Source organism: Streptomyces sp. C1-1 (assembly GCF_050214755.1).
Lineage (GTDB): Bacteria > Actinomycetota > Actinomycetes > Streptomycetales > Streptomycetaceae > Streptomyces.
Window position 1 is genome coordinate 4892815 of the sequence record NZ_CP189826.1, and the last position, 16561, is coordinate 4909375.

A 16561-nucleotide genomic window follows, 5' to 3' on the forward strand; every position below is an offset into this window, starting at 1 on the left:
GCGCCGCGACGCGCGTAGATGATTCGGGCGTGGGGAGCTACTCGCGTAGAGCGTGACCTCTGCCCAGGTGCCCGGAAAACCAGGAATTGGCCATGTCCAGTTCAAAGATGAGTCAGCTCGGCCCGGGCCGATCGACGAGATCGTCGGGCAGGGCGACCCGCCCCGAGTCCCGGCAGGCGCGCAGCCGTTCCCGGTCGGTCTCGATCACTCGCAGGATCTCGTAGGCGTAGCCGACCACGGCGCGTGAGGCGCCGGACCACAGGTCCCGGTACAGCCCCCAGATCCCCAACCGTGCGATGGCCTGGCACGTCTCCGCCGAGTCCTCGTCGTCGGTGTCGACGAGCCTGAGGAGCAGATCCAGACACACGACCCGCGCGCCGATAGTCAGGTCGCCGGACAGAGCTGCAATCAAGACGGCGACGACGTGCGCCGCCGGCTCCTGCGGGAACGACTGGATCAGCGCATGGTCGTGGATGCGGAGAGCCCACGCCTCCTCCCGGGACTGTGCTTCGGCGAGCAGCTTCAGGTCGTCGGCCAGGTGCGCGGCCGTTCTCCCGCATCCACACCCGAACGCCGACCAGTCGTACCGACCGATCTCCACATCGATCAATCGCATGTGTGGTTCCACTTCGATCGTCATCCGTACAACCAGTCCCAGTCGCCGCCAGGCTCATGCGGGATACCCGGCACGTAGTAATCGCGGGTGGGGAAATCGCTCTGGTACCGGCCGACGCGAGCGAGACGGATATCGCGTCCGGCAAGTTGCCGCAGGGGGCCGCCCTGCTCGGCGAACGCGCCATGACCGACCTGTATCGCGTCAGCATCGGCACCGTACGTCGGCCGTCGTGGAAATCCGCAAGCGAGGGCTCGTAGCCCCCTGCCGGCCAAGGGCGCGTACGTGATCGGAATGCCGTAGGCCGCCGAGAACTCTCCCGAGCAGAGCGAACCGAAAGGCTGAAGGTGGAGCCAGGCCCGACCTTTCACTGCCTCGGCGCCCCCCACCATCGCCCATCGTGATGACGGACCCGGTTCCACTCCTCGGAAGAGGCGTCGTCAGGCACCGGCACAAGCATCGACTCCGCCTCGTCCCGCACGCGCCCGACCTGAACCGCCGTCAGGCGTCGGCAGTTCCACAGCAGCCCTGCCATTTCCGCCGGCAACGGATCGTCGGACCGCGGCGGCTCGGCGAGTTCGAACCCCGTGATGGCGGCGAGGTCACCGCGCGGGATCCCGAGGGCGGTCGCAAAGCCCGCCACCAGCTCCGGGCTCAGTGGAACGCGGCCCCTACCGATGCCGCTGATCGTGGAGGCGGCCAGGTACACGCGGCCTTCGGTCAGTACGGCCAGCGTCTTGGCCGCGGCGGTCAATGAGTGCAGATTCCGATTGGCGCAGAGCAGGTTGGCGAGCATCGCGCCGAAGCCCGCCGAGTGCCAGTCATAGATCAACGGCGTGCCGCACGGCCGTTCTTCGAGTTGGCTCGGCAACTGATGCACAAACCAATGGACTTGGGCTCTCTGATTCGACGGCAATGCCATCGTGATCTGGACCAGGTCCGCGACCGCGGCCCCGGCAGCCGGATCCCGGGGTGTGGGAAGGGCCGGAGCCAGGATGTCGGCGATCACACAGAGGTCGGCGGTGTGGAGACCGAACGCGGCGGCGAGGCCGTCGAGCTGCGATGCCTGTGCCCGGGTGCCCGATAGCAGCGAGCGGAGTTCGGTCTCCGGAACGCCGGACGTGGAGGACAACCATGCGACATCTGTCCGACGGTGGTTCAAGAGCCGGATCAGCACATCACCGAAGGCTGGATGATTCGCCAAGGTGTCACCTCACGTTTCACGCGGGGAAGGGGACCGGCTGCGGGGAGACGGGGAGAGTGCGGCTGCTTGAAGCCGTTGACCGGCATATCACCGCAGCCGAGCCCAGGTTGGCGGACTAGGGACGCTCTTCAGGTTTCACCGACGCCGGTACTGCTCCAGCCTCACCGGATCCCACTCCACTACGTCCAACACATCGTCGGCGTATCCCTTGGAAACGGGACCACTGGCATCAAGAAACGCCCGGTAGAGGAGCCACAACCCATCGCGGACTGTTTCCACGCAGCGTATTTGGAGACTGTCCTCCACCGAATCACCGTCCACCTCGCCCGCGACCAGAGCCAGCAGCAGCCACAGGATCTCCTGCTCCTGCGCCACCGCCATGCCATCCGCCAGATGCGCCATGATGACCGCGCAGACCGCAGGCGCCGGGGGCATCAGAATGGACTGGACAACCACGTGGTCGTCCAGACTTCGCACGGCACCGGAGGCGCCCCCGGCAAGGATGGTCTCCAAGGTGGCGAGCAGATGCCCGGCAGACTGACCGCATCCACACCGGAGCGCGTCCCAGTCATGCCGCTCCAACTCCGCACGCGCGAGACTCACCTGCATCAACCTTTCACCTCGCGATCCGAACAGTTGTCAGCAATGCACCCTACGGCTCGTCGTACCACGCACCATCGGGCCGTCCTACGACGTCCGGACCGAAACTGCTTTGCGGGTAGTCCAGCTGGCAATTCGGGCACACGTACTTCCCCACCGGTGCAAGGCCTGTGTCTGTACGCACTGCGACGTAGGCGGTTCCGAACCGTACCTTCTCCCAGTCCCCGCCGAGCAGATGGACCACGTTGCCTTCGGCGCAGTACGTCAGCGCGCATGCGGCGCCGGGGCCGGGACCCGAAGAGGCTACGGCCAATTCGCCCGTCTCGACGTGGACTCCGGACACGTAGGACCGGTCCGCAGTCCTGGCCGTCCGGTTCGCGACCGCCGCCTGGCTGGCGAGCAGATTCCCTCGGGCCAGGCGCTCGTCCGGATTCCACTTGGCTGGAGACACTGCCTGGTATCCGTAGGAAGGTCTGGACTTCTCGCCCGCCTCACCACGGGAAGTCGTGCCCCGGGGCGGCGCCGCCTCAGGCTTGGTCCCCGACGCCCCCGCTTGTGGCGCACTCGGCTTGGCCGCGGCCGCGTCGGCCTCCTCGGCCTGTGCCTGGGCGTTCGCCCGTTTCATGGCGGCGAGGTCCTCCATGTCGGAGGCTGCCTCGTTGACGGCCTTGGCGCCCGCGCCCGCTGCCGCGGCCGCGTCGGTGTCGGCCGCACCCCTGGCCGTGCTGACGAGGGCGCTCTCGCCTTCGCCCGCAACGGCACCGCCTTCGAGAGCTCCGACGCCGCTGCCTTCCAGACCTCCACCGGAGACGACACCGCCGGCTATTTGGCAGGCCTGGTCGTGGTCCGGTCCACTTCCGGTGAGCCAGAACTCGCAGACTGACAAGGAGCGGATCGCCAGTCCGATGTCCTCGAAGGTGCTGTAGAGAAGGTCGGGCCCGGCATTGGGGTCGGGTGGTGTCGCAGGCGGGGTGACTCCGGGCGACGGCGCCGCGGCGGAGGTGGTGTTCGTGCTGCCGCTGGAGGTGCTGGTGGGTGCAGGAGCCGGCGACGGCGACGGCGTGTTGCAGTCGATGACGCACGGGTTCATGTCCTTGTCGCGGTACCAGTCATCGAATCCGGTCGGATCCGAGCCGGTCGCCGGATTGTCCGCCGCGTACGTGTACCCGCCCATCTGGTTCGGGTCGCCCGCCTGGAACAGGGGGTCGGGCGTCAGAAACCGGCCCAGTGTCGGGTCGTAGTTCCGCGCCCCCAGCAGGTCCAGCCCGGTCACCGAATCCGCCGGTTTGCCCAGGAAGCCGTGGTTCTCGTCCGCCGCCACCCACGTCGACGGCTTCGCGCCGCGCGGGTTTCCGTACGGGTCGTAGTAGCGGCGGGTGACCGCGAGATCGTCTGCGGCGACCGAAGTCGTCGTCGTGCCCTGGGAGTTGGCCACCTGGTAGGTGACGTCCCCTGAGCTGGAACGGGTCACCCGCGTCCCGTCCGGGCCCGAGTAGTACCGCAGCGCCGTGCACGTCTTCGCCGCCACGTCCAGCGTCAGCTGCTCTTCCCCGCCGAAGAGGTACAGCACCCGCGTCTTGTCCGCACCGCCCACCGACGCCGTCTGCTCCAGCAGGCTGCCGTCCGCGTCGTACAGGTACTTGCTGGTGCGGCTCGTCGTGCCGGACGGTGTCGAGACCGTCGCGGTCCTGCCCTCTTCGTCGTAGGTGAAGGTCTGCGTCTGGCCCGCGGGCAGCGCGCCCGCAGTGATCGTCGACCACGTCTGGCCCTTGCCGCCGCAGGTCGTGGCCGTCAGCTGGGTGCCCTTGGTGGCGCTGGCGCCCGGGTCGGTCAGGCACAGGGTGCTCTTGGCCGCGTTAACCAGCGTTCCGGTGGACGTGACGCGCCACTTCTGGGTGGCGTCGGTGGAGCAGGTGTCGGCGACCACACCGGTACCGGACGCGGTCGCGTTGCCCGCGGTGTCCAGGCAGAACCCGCCCGCCTTCACCGTGCCGTCGGTACCGATCGCCCACTTCTGGGCTGCCGCCGATGAACTGCAGGTGTCGACGTCGACCTTCGCCCCGGAGCCCGTCTCCTCGACACACAGCTTGCCGCCCCCCGAGAGGGTGAAGCCGGTCGCAAGGAGGCCCGTCGTCTTTGTCGCGCGGCTGACCGTGTTGCCCGCGTTTTTGCCGGAGGAGTCCGTGTACGACGGGGTCTGCGTCGCCGTGCCCGTGCCCGGGTTGCTGGTCGTCGTCGCGCCCGCCTGGTTCGCGTGTGCGATGGACGTCGTGCCGTCGGCGCCCGGGTACGACGTCGACTGAGTCGTGTCGGCGGCCGCGTTGCCGGTGGTGTCGTGGTCGACCATGCCCGTGCGGTCGCCGAGCAGGTCGTAGGTGTACGTCTGCCAGTAGGGCGCCGGACCGCCGACCGTCTTCGTCTTTACCGGCGCCGCGCTGGTCTGCACGGAGGCCGTGGTGCAGCCGCCGACCGCGCCCACCGGCGCGGTGCCGGAGCCGGTGACGCCGGCGGTGTCCGTCCAGGCGGCGGTCAGCCGCTGGAACGAGTCGTAGGCGAAGCACTGGGTGTCGTGGGTGGTGTTGTCCTGGAGGTCGTCCGTGGCTGTGAGCTCACCGGACTGGTTGTAGCGGTAGTTGACGACGTCCAGGGCCGTGGTGGACGTCTGCACCATGCTGCTGGTCTGGGTCGTGCGGCCCGTCGTCGCGTCGTACTGGGCGAAGGTCGCCAGCTCCTTGCCGGTGGGGCCGTAGTTGGCCTGAAGCACCCGGCCGAAGGGGTCGTGGACGATGCCGTCGAGGTACGAGGGCGTGTTGGCGGCGTTGATGTAGCCGCCGAAGCCGTCCAGCGCGCCCTGGAGCGTGTAGCCGTAGCCGATGCGTTCGGCGGGCAGGCCGCCGTCTGCCTGGTACTGGGTCGTCGCCAGCAGGCCGACGTTCGGTGTGTACGTCGACGACAGGGTGTACGTGACCGTGCCGCTGTCCTTGCCCGGTGTGCCCGGGAAGCCGTCGGCGGCGGGGATCGTCAGCGTCGAACCCAGCGGCTGGTACGCCGTGTTGTAGCCGGTGACCGCCTCGGTGTACGCGCTGCCGCTCACGCCGCCGACGTAGCGGGTTGAGGATGTCGGATAACCCTTGGCCAGCGTGTCGTACTCACGTGAGATCAGTCGCTTCGCCGGGTCCGGGGTGGCGGACCACGGCGCCGAGTACTCGGCCGTGACCCGGTTGTCCCAGTCGTAGGTGTACGACAGCACCTGGCCGTGCGGGTCTGTGGTCTGCAGGAGGTTGCCGAGCACGTCGTACCGGTCGAAGCTCGTCGTACCCGTGTTGGGGTCGGACTGCGAGGTCTTCTCGCCGAGCAGGTCGTACTTGTACGACCAGGTGTTGCCCGCGCTGTCGCTGACCGAGTCGAGCCGCCCAGCCGGTGTGTAGGTGTAGCGAGTGGTGGCGTCGGCGGCCGGGACGGCGCCTGCCGTGCCCTGCTTCCACAGCACCGTGCTGCCGTCGCCGCCGACGACGACGAGCGTCGAGTCGGTGCGCACGCGCAGCGTGGCGCCGGAGGTCGCGGTGAGGCCGGTGCTCCACTTGGAGGTGCCGGATGCGGTGTACACGGCGAGATTGCCGTCGGTGCCGAACTGGGCGTAGGCGCCTGGGTTTCCGTTCGTACCGCTGGACCAGACCGTCTTGCCGCTGGCGAGTGCGGTGAGGACCAGGTTGCCATCGGCCTGCATGGTCAGACGTACGGAGCTGGAGGTCAGTGAGGTGCCGGACGGGATGATGCTGCCGCCCTTGAGGGTGACCGTGGCGCCGGTGTTCTTCACCACGGACTTGACCGTCTGACCGAGGGCGTCGGTGAAGGTGGCAGTTGAGGATCCGCCCGCCGGCGGGGTGGTGTCGGTCTCGTCGGCGCCGGGATAGGCGGAGGTGGTGCTCCACTGCTTGACGGCCTGGTGCCACAGGGTGCTGGTGGTGGCGCGGCCCTGGCCGTCGTACGTGGTGGTGGTCTCGGCCGGGATCTCGTTCTCGTTGGCCGCGTACAGGGTCGTGGACGGTGCGTGGTCCGGCTCCGAGTATGGGGCGTAGGAGGCGCTCGGCCAGCCGTGGGAGTCGTAGAACGTGTCGGAGATGATCCGGCCGGAGTCCGAGTCGCCGTCGGCGGTCGTCTGGGCCTGCCGGGGCTGGAGCATCCCGTCGTAGATGCTGACCGAGGTCGAGTACGTGCCGTCCTCACGCAGGCTGCGCGTGGTGACGGAGGACGGGTCGCCGGGCTGGGTGATCGTGCCGCCGGGGGCCGGGACTGCGCCGGGGTTCACCGAGTAGGTGAACATCATGTCCGCGCTCTGCGTCGCCTTGTCCCGTCCGGGCAGCCAGACGGCGGTACGGCGGCCGAGCGCGTCGTACGTGATGTCGGTGACGCGACCGTTGACGTCGACGTTCTCCAGCGGCAGGCCGCGCAGCGGATCGAGGGTCGAGGTGACCTTCCACTGCTTCTGGTTGGTGGAGACGATCTTCGTCGGGTTGGTGTTGCCGCCCGCGCCGTTCCACTTGGGCAGGTAGTCGGTGTGCGTGCCGTTGCCGGTGGTGTCGAGGGTGTCGGTGACGCGGCCCGCACCGTCGTAGGACATGCCGCTGGTGGTACGCCACTTCTCGGTGCCGTCGTCGTCGATGCCGGTGGCGATCTGGGTGCCGGTGACGTGGGGCTCGGTGAGGGTGCCGTAGGAGCCGAGGTCGGTGACGGAGCCATCACCGTCGTAGTAGATCTTCTTGTCGGACAGCAGCGTGTCGGTGCCGGACTTGGTGCCGCAGGGTCCGGAGACCGTGGTGATCCGGTCCGGGTAGGCGAGCAGCATGGTGTTGGCGCCCAGCAAGGGGGGCGCCGCGTAGTCCGTCGTCGTGCACTTCTCCTGGGCGGCGACGGAGGCATCGCCGTGCGCGTCGACCGTCTGCACGCGGCCCTGGTCGTCGTAGTCGGTGTCGGTACGGGTGTGCCGCCAGGTGCCGTCGGCGAGCAGGGCGTAGCCGTGGGACTGGGAGGACTTGATCCGGCGCGCGGTGAGGTCGGGCAGGGTCGCCTTGTCCGGTTTGGTCTCCCCTGGATGGTCCTCCTGGGTCCAGGCCGTCCACGAGGTGCGGTCCGCGTGCGCGGTGGTGGTGAAGTCGAACGGGCCGTTGACGGTGGAGGCGTTCACCGTACCGCCGGACGCGGTGTACACGTCCGACTGCAGCGCGGTGCCCGCGAGTTGGTTCACGTCGGTGACCGTCTCGACGGTCTTGCCGCCGACGGTGGCATCCAGGCCGACGGAGCGGCGGCTGCCGTCGGCCTTGTAGTCGCCGTCCATGCCCTGGAGGTAGGTGGTGGTCTCCTGGGTCACCGGCTCGGGCGCCTTGCCGGTACGCACGGTGACATTGCGGAAGCCGCGGAACTGGTCCCAGGTGCGGTACTGGTCGTCCGTCAGGTCGGAGTCGTCCCGGTGCCAGGCGGCGCCCGAGTAGGCGTAGGTGAAGACATGCGCCTCGGAGCCCGCCGGGATCTTGGAGGCGTCCGGGTTGTACTGCGCGGCGATGGTCAGGTCGGCGACGGTGACGCTGTGGACGGTGGTCTTGTTGAACCAGTCTGCGATCGGCTTGGAGGCGCCAGGCACCGTCCAGTACACGGGGTAACAGGAGTTGGTGTTGGCGTCGGCCGACTTGATGTCAAGCGACTTGCCTGCGCACGGCGTCTGGTTGTACTCGACGGTGATCGACTCGCCGGTCTCCGTCTGCACGTTGGAGATGCGCGGGCGGTACAGCGGCGGCGCCGACGGGGAGTCGTCGTCCACCCGGTTGTCGATCTCGGTGCCGGTGAAGGAGACCTGGTTGAGGGTGATGTCCTTGTCCCCACCCGCGTACGTGTCCCGGCCAGTGTGCCGGATGGACTGCAGCCACATCACGGCCTGGAGCGAGCCCGCGTCCTTCGGGTCGACGGTGGTGCCGGTGACCGGGTCGACCGCGCCGCCCGCGTCGGAGTACACCTGCCCGAGGTCGTAGGAGTCGACCGGCACCAGCTTGTCGGTGTCACCGTCCTTGACATGCACCTTCGTCGTGATGGTGTCCAGACGGGTGGTGGACCAGAAGGTCGGTGCCGACGTGACACACACGTCCGTGGGGACCTTGGTGGCGTCGTCCGGCAGCTTGGTCTTGTCGGTCGAGTCGCAGTGCAGGTCCCAGGGGACGTCCGGCCAGTGCGGGGCCGTGTTGTCATCCAGGTTCCCGGCTGAGCAGTCGGTGAAGGATGACGTCGTCTGACAGCGCTGCTTGGAGGCGAACGCCACCTGCGCGGACGGGGTGCGGCCGGCCTGTTCGTCGTCGAGGGTGTAGCCGTACGAGATCGAGGTGAGCGTGCCGCCGCGGGTGTACGAGGTGAGGGTGCCGGTGTCGTCCTTGTCGTCGGTCGCCGCCGCCTGGCCACCGCCGAGGTCGTAGTAGCCGGTCTCGGTCGCGTAGTCGTAGCGCTGCACGAATCCGCTGGGTGAGACGACGAAGTCCAGATTCCAGCGCCAGCCCTCGGGCCTGTCGCAACGGGACTTCTTGCCGTCCGTGTCGCTGTGGCACGGGTCGGAGGAGCGCGGATGCAGCACCGGAAGACCCCAGGCCGCGTGTGTGGAGTCGTCGCCGGAGTCGGCGGCCGCTCCCTTGGTGCCGGGGCCGCTCGGCGAGTGGTCGGCGCCGAAGTAGGCAGCGGTGCCGTCGGTGGTCAGAACACGGAAGTAGGTGCCGTCGTACAGACCGTTGGCGGCTCCGGACAGCTCCTGTACGACAGTGCCGTCGTCACCCTGGAGCCGGTATTCGCGGATCTCGCCCGGGACTCCGGAGGACGAGGTCGGGACCAGGACACCGGAGTGCGAGCCGAAGGAGACGGTCGCGTTGGCGCCGCCCCAGCACTCGTCACCCGAACCCTTGACGACCTTCTTGGCATCGGCGTCGAGGAGGGAGCCGCAGGAACGGTATTGCCGCTCCACAAAGCCCGGCTGGTAACTCCAGCCGTCACCGATCCACGAGGCCTGCGAGTTGCGGGCCGAGGTCTCACCGTCGACGGACTGCGAGTCGTACGACAGCGCCACCGAGGGGCCGGTGTCCCCGATGCCCGCCGGCATGTCGATCGGGTACGAGTACGTGTAGGCGCCCGTGCCGGTGGCCTGCCAACTCCCCTCCGGAGTCAGCGAGGTGGCCGAGTAGTCCCCTTGCGAGCCACGACTGCCGGAGGTGACGGCGATCGCCGAGTCCGCGGTGGTCGTGGCGGTGAGCTGGTTGGCGGTGACGCGGTTGGCGGACTTCAGAGGCGTACGGGTACGGCACTCGGCGCGCTGCGGGGTCGTCAGGGCGCAGGCGGGAAGACGAGTGAGGCTGAGACGGGAGCCGTAGCCACCGCCGTAGGCCTTGGCGACGGAGGAGTAGTCGACGACCACGCTGACCTTGGCGGCGGGGGACTTGGCCCCGCCCAGCCCGACCAGTAGGCCCGTGTCGGCGCCGGCTCTCAACGCCTGTGCGTGAGAAGCGAGTCGAACTTGGACCCGCTGCTGCTTCGCCTTGTCGGAGGACGCCACCCACACCGGCAGGGCGCCCGCCCTGGCCGGCTTGCCGTTGAGGTCGACCGTGTGTGACCCGGCGTGCGGCCAGGCGGGTTTCGCCGCCGTGTAGCGGGTCAGCGGGTGGAAGCCACGGGGACGGAGCGACTTCGGGCGGCTCAGCTCGTGGTCGCCCACCGTGGGTGTCTCGGGCAGCGGCTTCGGCTTCCAGATGTCGCCGTGGAAGACGTACGGCCCGACACCGTCCTGCGCAACGGCACCGGTCACCAGCAGCGCCATCGCCGCGAGCAGGGCGGAGACAAGCGTCAGCGTTCTTCGCACACCCACGTGAGAAGTACCCCCGTATGACACGGACTTGGCGGTCCGTTGACTGAAAGGTCACGTGGTCGGCGTGATCCAGGATGGGAGGCTAGGAACGACGTTGAACGAACCTCAAGACTCTTTGCCAATGCCATGACAATTACGTGATTGTTTTTGGCATTTCCTGTGTACGTTCTGTGCCGGGGGAGCGAACATCACCGCCGTACGCCGTCGCTGACGCACTGACCACCGTCCAGCAGGCTCTTCGGGCGGCGGATGGTCGCAGATCTCGTGTCTGCCCTGTCCGTCGTGCGAAGGAGTTGTTCCGTGCTGCCGTCATCCGCCCGCAGACCGGCGGTTTTTTCCGCACTCGCCGCAATGCTGCTGACCGCGCTGGCCGTGCCGGCCGGTGCCGTCGCCGCCGACGAACCCGCCGACACCTCGGACCCGTTGCTCGCCGCCCAGGCCAAGGCGGTCGCCGACGGTACGCCAGTACCGGTCGACGCGCTGACCAGTGAGACCGACACCGTGACCGCCGAGGCGGACGGCTCCTTCACCACGACGTCGTCCGTGCTGCCGGTGCGGGTGCGGCAGAACGGTGACTGGGTACCGGTGGACGGCACGCTCGTGGCGGGCTCGGACGGTACGTACTCGCCCAGGGCCACACCCAGCGGCGTACGCCTCTCCGGCGGCGGCAGCGGGCCACTGGCCACGCTCACCGACCCGGCCGGGCACAGCATGAGCCTGACCATGCCCTTCGCGCTGCCCGCGCCGCAGGTCAGCGGTGACACGGCGCTCTACGCCACAGTACTGCCCGGCGTCGACCTGTCGGTGACGGTGACGGACCAGGGCGGATTCAGCGATGTGCTGGTCGTGCACGATGCGAAGGCCGCGGCCGATCCGCGGGTGCGCAAGCTGGCGGTGGCGACGGTCACCAACGGCCTGGACCTGGCGCCCACTACGGCGGGCGGCATGACGGCCAAGGCTTCCGACGGCTCGGTGTCGTACACGAGTCCGCCGCCGCTGATGTGGGATTCGAGTACGACGGACTCCACGGCGTCGGCGGCCCCGCCGGGCTTGAAGGCCACGAGCGGCTCGACGGCCGTCGAACCCGCGTCCTTGGTTCGGGCTTCCCCCGCCGCCGACGACCCGGCGCCCTCCTTCCCCGCCTCCTCCCCGGCCGGCCCCGGCCCCGGCGCCCAGGTCGGCCAGGTGCCGATGACCACGACCGACGACTCCCTCACCCTGGCCCCCGACACCTCGGTCCTCGACGGCCCGGACACGCACTACCCGGTCTACATCGACCCCTTCGAGAACCCGGTCACCAGCAAGTCCGGCGCCTTCGACGAGGTGTACTCCAGCTCTGCCTGTGCCGACGCCCCGCAGTACAACAAACCTCAGACCAACGGTGAGGGCGTCGGATACCAGCGCTGGGGCGGCGCCTGTGGAGTCGGCCTGGAACGGTCGTACTACACGGTCAACACGGCCGGTCTCGACCCGTCCATGACCGTCATCAAGGCCGAGGTCAAGGTGAGCACCACATTCGCGGCCAGTGTCGACTGCTCCCACGACCAGCCGATCACCCTGCACACCACCAACCCCATCAGCGAGAACACCGACTGGAACCACCAACCCGACACCCTTGAGGACGAGGACTACCCGGCCGTGAAGACCACCGTGCCGAGCGGTGCGAACGGCAACAGCAACTGCAGCAACAGCACCGCCACATTCCGCGTCGACAAACAGGTCCAGCGGATCGCCAACGGCAACAAGAGCACCTGGACCATCGGACTGTTCGGCAACGAGTCCAAGAGCAGCTCCAACGACGACTACCTGCGCATGTCGCAGGTTCTCGCCCTGACCACGAACTTCGACATCCCGCCGGACACCCCCACCAAGCTGCGCACCACGCCCAAGCCCCTGGGTGCCGACGGCGACTGCGTCACCGGCAGCGGTGCCATCGGCTGGATCGGCGCGACGACGTACAGCGACGCGGGCAGCAACATTCAGCTGCACTCCACCGTCACCACCCACATCTCCGGTGAGCATGCCGAGGCGCACTACCACGTCTGGGACCGAACCGACCTCGACTCCGCCGGCGATCCCGTGGACAAGGGCACTCCGGACAGCGGCATGGTCGCCTCCGGCACGGACGCCGACGCGCCGATCGGCTTCACCCTCAAGGACGGCCACGAGTACGGCTGGGACGTCTACGCCCAGGACAACTCCTCCCTCAAGCTGAAGTCGGACGTCAGCGACCACTGCTGGTTCGACACCGACTTCACCCCGCCGCAGACCCCGGCGGTCGTCGACAACCCGCACTTCCCGCCCGTGGGCAGCAGGGCCGGCGACACCTACGCCGGCAGCGGAGTCACCACCGACTTCGCCGTCTCCGCCGCCGACAACACGCCGGCCGACACCTGCGACCCGGCGGGCTGCAAGGCCAGCGGCATCGACCACTTCCTCTGGCAGCTCGACAGCCAGCCCACCGCCACCACCGGCCACTCGGCGAAGGTGACGTCCACCACTGGTTCCACCGCCTCCGGCACGGTCACGATCCCGGTCACCAACTGGGGCGTGCACACCCTGTACGTCGCCGCGGTCGACCGGGCCGGCAACCTCTCCCAGAACCCGGTCAGTTACACCTTCACCGCGCCCTGGAACCCCAAGACGAAGATCGCCCCCGGCGACATCACGGGCGACGGCAGCCCCGACCTTCTCGCCACCACCAGCACCGGAGACCTGGAGCTGATCCCCGGCGACAGCGACCCCGCCCAGGCCCCCGCACCGGCGCAGGACGGCCCGGTCGACGGCACTGAGCAGGCCGTCACCGGCCCGGTCATCGTGTCGAACGCCAAGGGCGCACCCACCGGGGACTGGAAGGACTACCTGGTCGCCCACCGAGGCAACCTGCACGGCGACACCCACGACGACCTGCTCGCGTACAACCGCAAGACCCAGCAGCTGTACGTCGTGGAGAACGACCTCGACCCGAAGGACGACAGCGCCTTCCCGCGCACGCCCTGGTCCACCTTCCCCGGCTTCGTCGGCCGCCGCTACGACGTCGTCACCAAGGACGACTGCGAGGCCATCGACACCGTGCCCGCCGCCCGCTGCACGGACGCGGGCTACGACCCGGCCAAGCCCTGGGACATCTCCCAACTCGTCGTCGACGGAGACGTCTACGGCAACGCCGACCACCCCGCCGTCATCACGGTGGAGAACAACAAGCTGTGGCTGTACCAGTCGTACGGCGTCAACCACCTGGGCCACCCGCTCCTACTCGGCGACGGCGACTGGTCCGGCCTGAGCCTGATCGCCCCCGGACGCGTCGGCGGCACCTTCTCGGTGGACGACGACGGAAACGGCAAGGTCACCGGCGGCACCCCCACATTGTGGGCCCGCGACGACACCACGGGCGCCGTCTACACCTTCCCGATCGACGTCGACAGCGGCACCCTGCTGCCCAAACTGCTGCACGCCCCGGTCCGCACCGCGTTCACGTCCGCCGTGAAGACGTCCTCCGGCGGCACGCTCTGCCTGGACGACGCGAACGCCCACACCGCCGACCACACCAGGATCCAGATCCACACCTGCAACAACAGCCCGGCCCAGCAGTGGGTCCTGCACGACGACGGCTCCCTGCGCGTCCTCGGCAAGTGCCTCGACGCCACCGACGGCGGCACGGACAACGGCACGCTGCTCCAGCTCTACAAGTGCAACGGCGGCGGTTCCCAGAAGTGGACCACGGGCACCTCCGGCAGCCTGGTCAACCCGCAGTCCGGCAAGTGCGTGGACGACCCGAGCGCCAGCACGACCAACGGCACCCAGGTCCGCCTCTACACCTGCAACAACTCCGCCGCCCAGAACTGGACGAACAGCGCCGCAGGGGGCTGGAACACGCACCCCGCCACGGCCCTGTCCGTGGTCCTGCCCAAGCGGGACTACCCGACCGTCGCCTCCCCCGGCGACGTCAACAGCGCCAACGCCGGACCGGACGGCAAGCCCGATCTCTACGCCACCGACACCGCGGGCCGGCTGACCGAATACCCAGGCGCCACCGCATCCGGGAAGACCGCCGCCTTCGCCGATCCGGTCTCCCTGGGCACGGTCACCGACACCGCCACACACCGCTGGAAGCTCGACGACGGCGCCGGAACTTCGGCGTCCGATCCCACGGGCGACACACCGGCCAACCTGACGGGCGGAGCCTCCTGGACCGCCGACACCGACCGCGGCACGGTCCTGAACCTCAACGGAACCACCGGCTACGCGGCCACCATCGGCCCCGGCGTGGACACCAGCGGCAGCTTCACTGTCTCGGCGTGGGTCAAGCTGAACTCCCTCTCTGGCGCCAACTCGACGTTCGTGTCCCAGTCCGACGCCGCGTCCGTCGGCGCCGCCAACGGCCTGCAGCTCTACTACTCCTCCGGAGCCCAGGTCTGGGCCTTCGGCCGCCACAACGACGACACCACCAGCACGGCCTTCACCGCCGCCTACGGTGCCAAGGCCGTGGCGGGCAGATGGACCCACCTCGTCGGGGTCTACGACGCCGACGCCGGCCGGCTGCTCCTCTACGTGAACGGCCGCCTGTCCGCGACCAAGGACTACGCCGGCGAGAGCTGGAGCGCCACAGGTCCCGTCCAACTCGGCCGCCGCCTCTTCCAGGGCTCCTACGGCGAGTACGCCAACGGCCGCCTGAGCGACGTCCGCCTCTACCCGACGGCGCTTCCCCCGGAAGCCGCGACGGCACCCGGCGGCAGTGCTGTGGTCACCCAGCTCGACTAGGTCGCCCCCGGCAAGCAGCGCGCAGGAGTCGCCCCGGGTGGGGCGGCTCCTGCGCGTCGTCGTGTCAGAGGAACGAGTTGATCTCGATCGTCTCGGTCCGGCCCGGGCCCACGCCGATCGCGGAGATCGGGGCGCCGGACATCTCCTCCAGCGCCTTGACGTAGTTCTGGGCGTTCTTCGGCAGGTCGGAGAAGGTCTTCGCCTTGGTGATGTCCTCGGACCAGCCCGGGAGGGTCTCGTAGACCGGCTTCGCGTGGTGGAAGTCCGACTGCGAGTACGGCAGTTCCTCGACGCGCTTGCCGTCGATCTCGTAGGCGACGCAGACGGGGATCTGCTCCCAGCCGGTGAGGACGTCGAGCTTGGTGAGGAAGAAGTCGGTCAGGCCGTTGACGCGGGTGGCATAGCGGGCGATCACCGCGTCGAACCAGCCGCAGCGGCGGTCACGGCCGGTGGTGACACCCCGCTCGCCGCCGATGCGGCGCAGCGCCTCGCCGTCCTTGTCGAACAGCTCGGTCGGGAACGGGCCCGAGCCGACGCGGGTCGTGTACGCCTTGAGGATGCCGATGACCCGGCTGATCTTCGTCGGACCGACGCCGGCACCGGTGCAGGCGCCGCCCGCCGTCGGGTTCGACGAGGTCACGAAGGGATATGTGCCGTGGTCGATGTCGAGGAGCGTGCCCTGGCCGCCCTCGAACAGCACGACCTTGTCGTCCTCCAGGGCCTGGTTGAGCACCAGGACCGTGTCGGCGACGTAGGGCGCGAGCTTCTCCGCGTAGCCCAGCAGCTCCTCGACCACCTGGTCGACGGCGATCGCGCGCCGGTTGTAGAGCTTGGTGAGCATCTGGTTCTTGACGTCGAGGGCCGCCTCGACCTTCTGGGTGAGGATCGACTCGTCGTAGAGGTCCTGCACACGGATGCCGACGCGGTTGATCTTGTCCGCGTAGGTCGGTCCGATGCCGCGCCCCGTCGTACCGATCTTCCGCTTGCCGAGGAAGCGTTCCGTGACCTTGTCGACGGTCACGTTGTACGGCGTGATGATGTGCGCGTTACCGCTGATGAGGAGTTTGGACGTGTCGACGCCGCGCTCGTTGAGTCCGTTCAGCTCGGAGAACAGGACCGACGGATCGACGACGACACCATTGCCGATGACCGGGGTGCACCCCGGCGAGAGGATTCCGGAAGGGAGCAGGTGGAGGGCGTACTTCTGGTCCCCCACGACGACGGTGTGGCCGGCGTTGTTGCCGCCCTGGTACCGCACGACGTAATCCACCGAGCCACCGAGCAGGTCGGTCGCCTTTCCCTTGCCTTCGTCACCCCACTGAGCACCGAGCAGCACAAGTGCGGGCACGCGCGTACACCCCTTCCGGGCGGGGCATGTCCAAGGTCAGGGGCGTACGCGTAGGGTTCACCGCCGCGTGCACCATGGCCGTCGTTGGCCGTAAACCGTCGGACCGGATGCCCCGGAATAGACGAAGCCCCTGGCGCAATAGCGCAA

Annotated in this window: 6 protein-coding genes; 1 reads left to right on the plus strand and 5 read right to left on the minus strand. The window is 68.7% G+C overall.

From position 1 onward, the window contains the following. Window positions 1-112 precede the first annotated feature (112 nt). From ACQF4J_RS22325 to ACQF4J_RS22340, 4 genes are all read right to left on the minus strand, one after another. Window positions 113-616 (minus strand): hypothetical protein, encoded by a 504-nt coding sequence (locus ACQF4J_RS22325; protein ID WP_351801414.1) that lies wholly within the window; start codon window positions 614-616, stop codon window positions 113-115. A gap of 364 nt (window positions 617-980) precedes the next feature. Next, window positions 981-1817, minus strand: a complete 837-nt coding sequence (locus tag ACQF4J_RS22330; RefSeq protein WP_427166643.1) for a hypothetical protein — start codon at window positions 1815-1817, stop codon at window positions 981-983. 135 nt (window positions 1818-1952) lie between these two features. Continuing rightward, window positions 1953-2330, minus strand: a complete 378-nt coding sequence (locus ACQF4J_RS22335; RefSeq protein ID WP_351801418.1) for a hypothetical protein — start codon at window positions 2328-2330, stop codon at window positions 1953-1955. Between the two features lie 139 nt (window positions 2331-2469). Then, the gene (locus ACQF4J_RS22340) at window positions 2470-10305 is read right to left on the minus strand and encodes a ricin-type beta-trefoil lectin domain protein (protein WP_427166645.1); all 7836 of its coding nucleotides are present in this window, start codon (window positions 10303-10305) and stop codon (window positions 2470-2472) included. Window positions 10306-10605: 300 nt separating this feature from the next. Here ACQF4J_RS22340 and ACQF4J_RS22345 point away from each other — a divergent pair, with 300 nt between their 5' ends. Beyond that, window positions 10606-15066 (plus strand): LamG-like jellyroll fold domain-containing protein, encoded by a 4461-nt coding sequence (locus ACQF4J_RS22345; RefSeq protein ID WP_427166647.1) that lies wholly within the window; start codon window positions 10606-10608, stop codon window positions 15064-15066. Between the two features lie 64 nt (window positions 15067-15130). Here the strand turns inward: ACQF4J_RS22345 and ACQF4J_RS22350 are convergent, their stop codons facing one another. Beyond that, a complete protein-coding gene (locus ACQF4J_RS22350; protein ID WP_351570908.1) occupies window positions 15131-16414 on the minus strand; it encodes an adenylosuccinate synthase in 1284 nt (427 codons plus the stop codon). Window positions 16415-16561 lie beyond the last annotated feature (147 nt).

Bases quoted from the DNA above. Each gene is read 5' to 3' on its own strand.
- ACQF4J_RS22325 (WP_351801414.1), bottom strand. From the start codon at position 616: ATGCGATTGATCGATGTGGAGATCGGTCGGTACGACTGGTCGGCGTTC.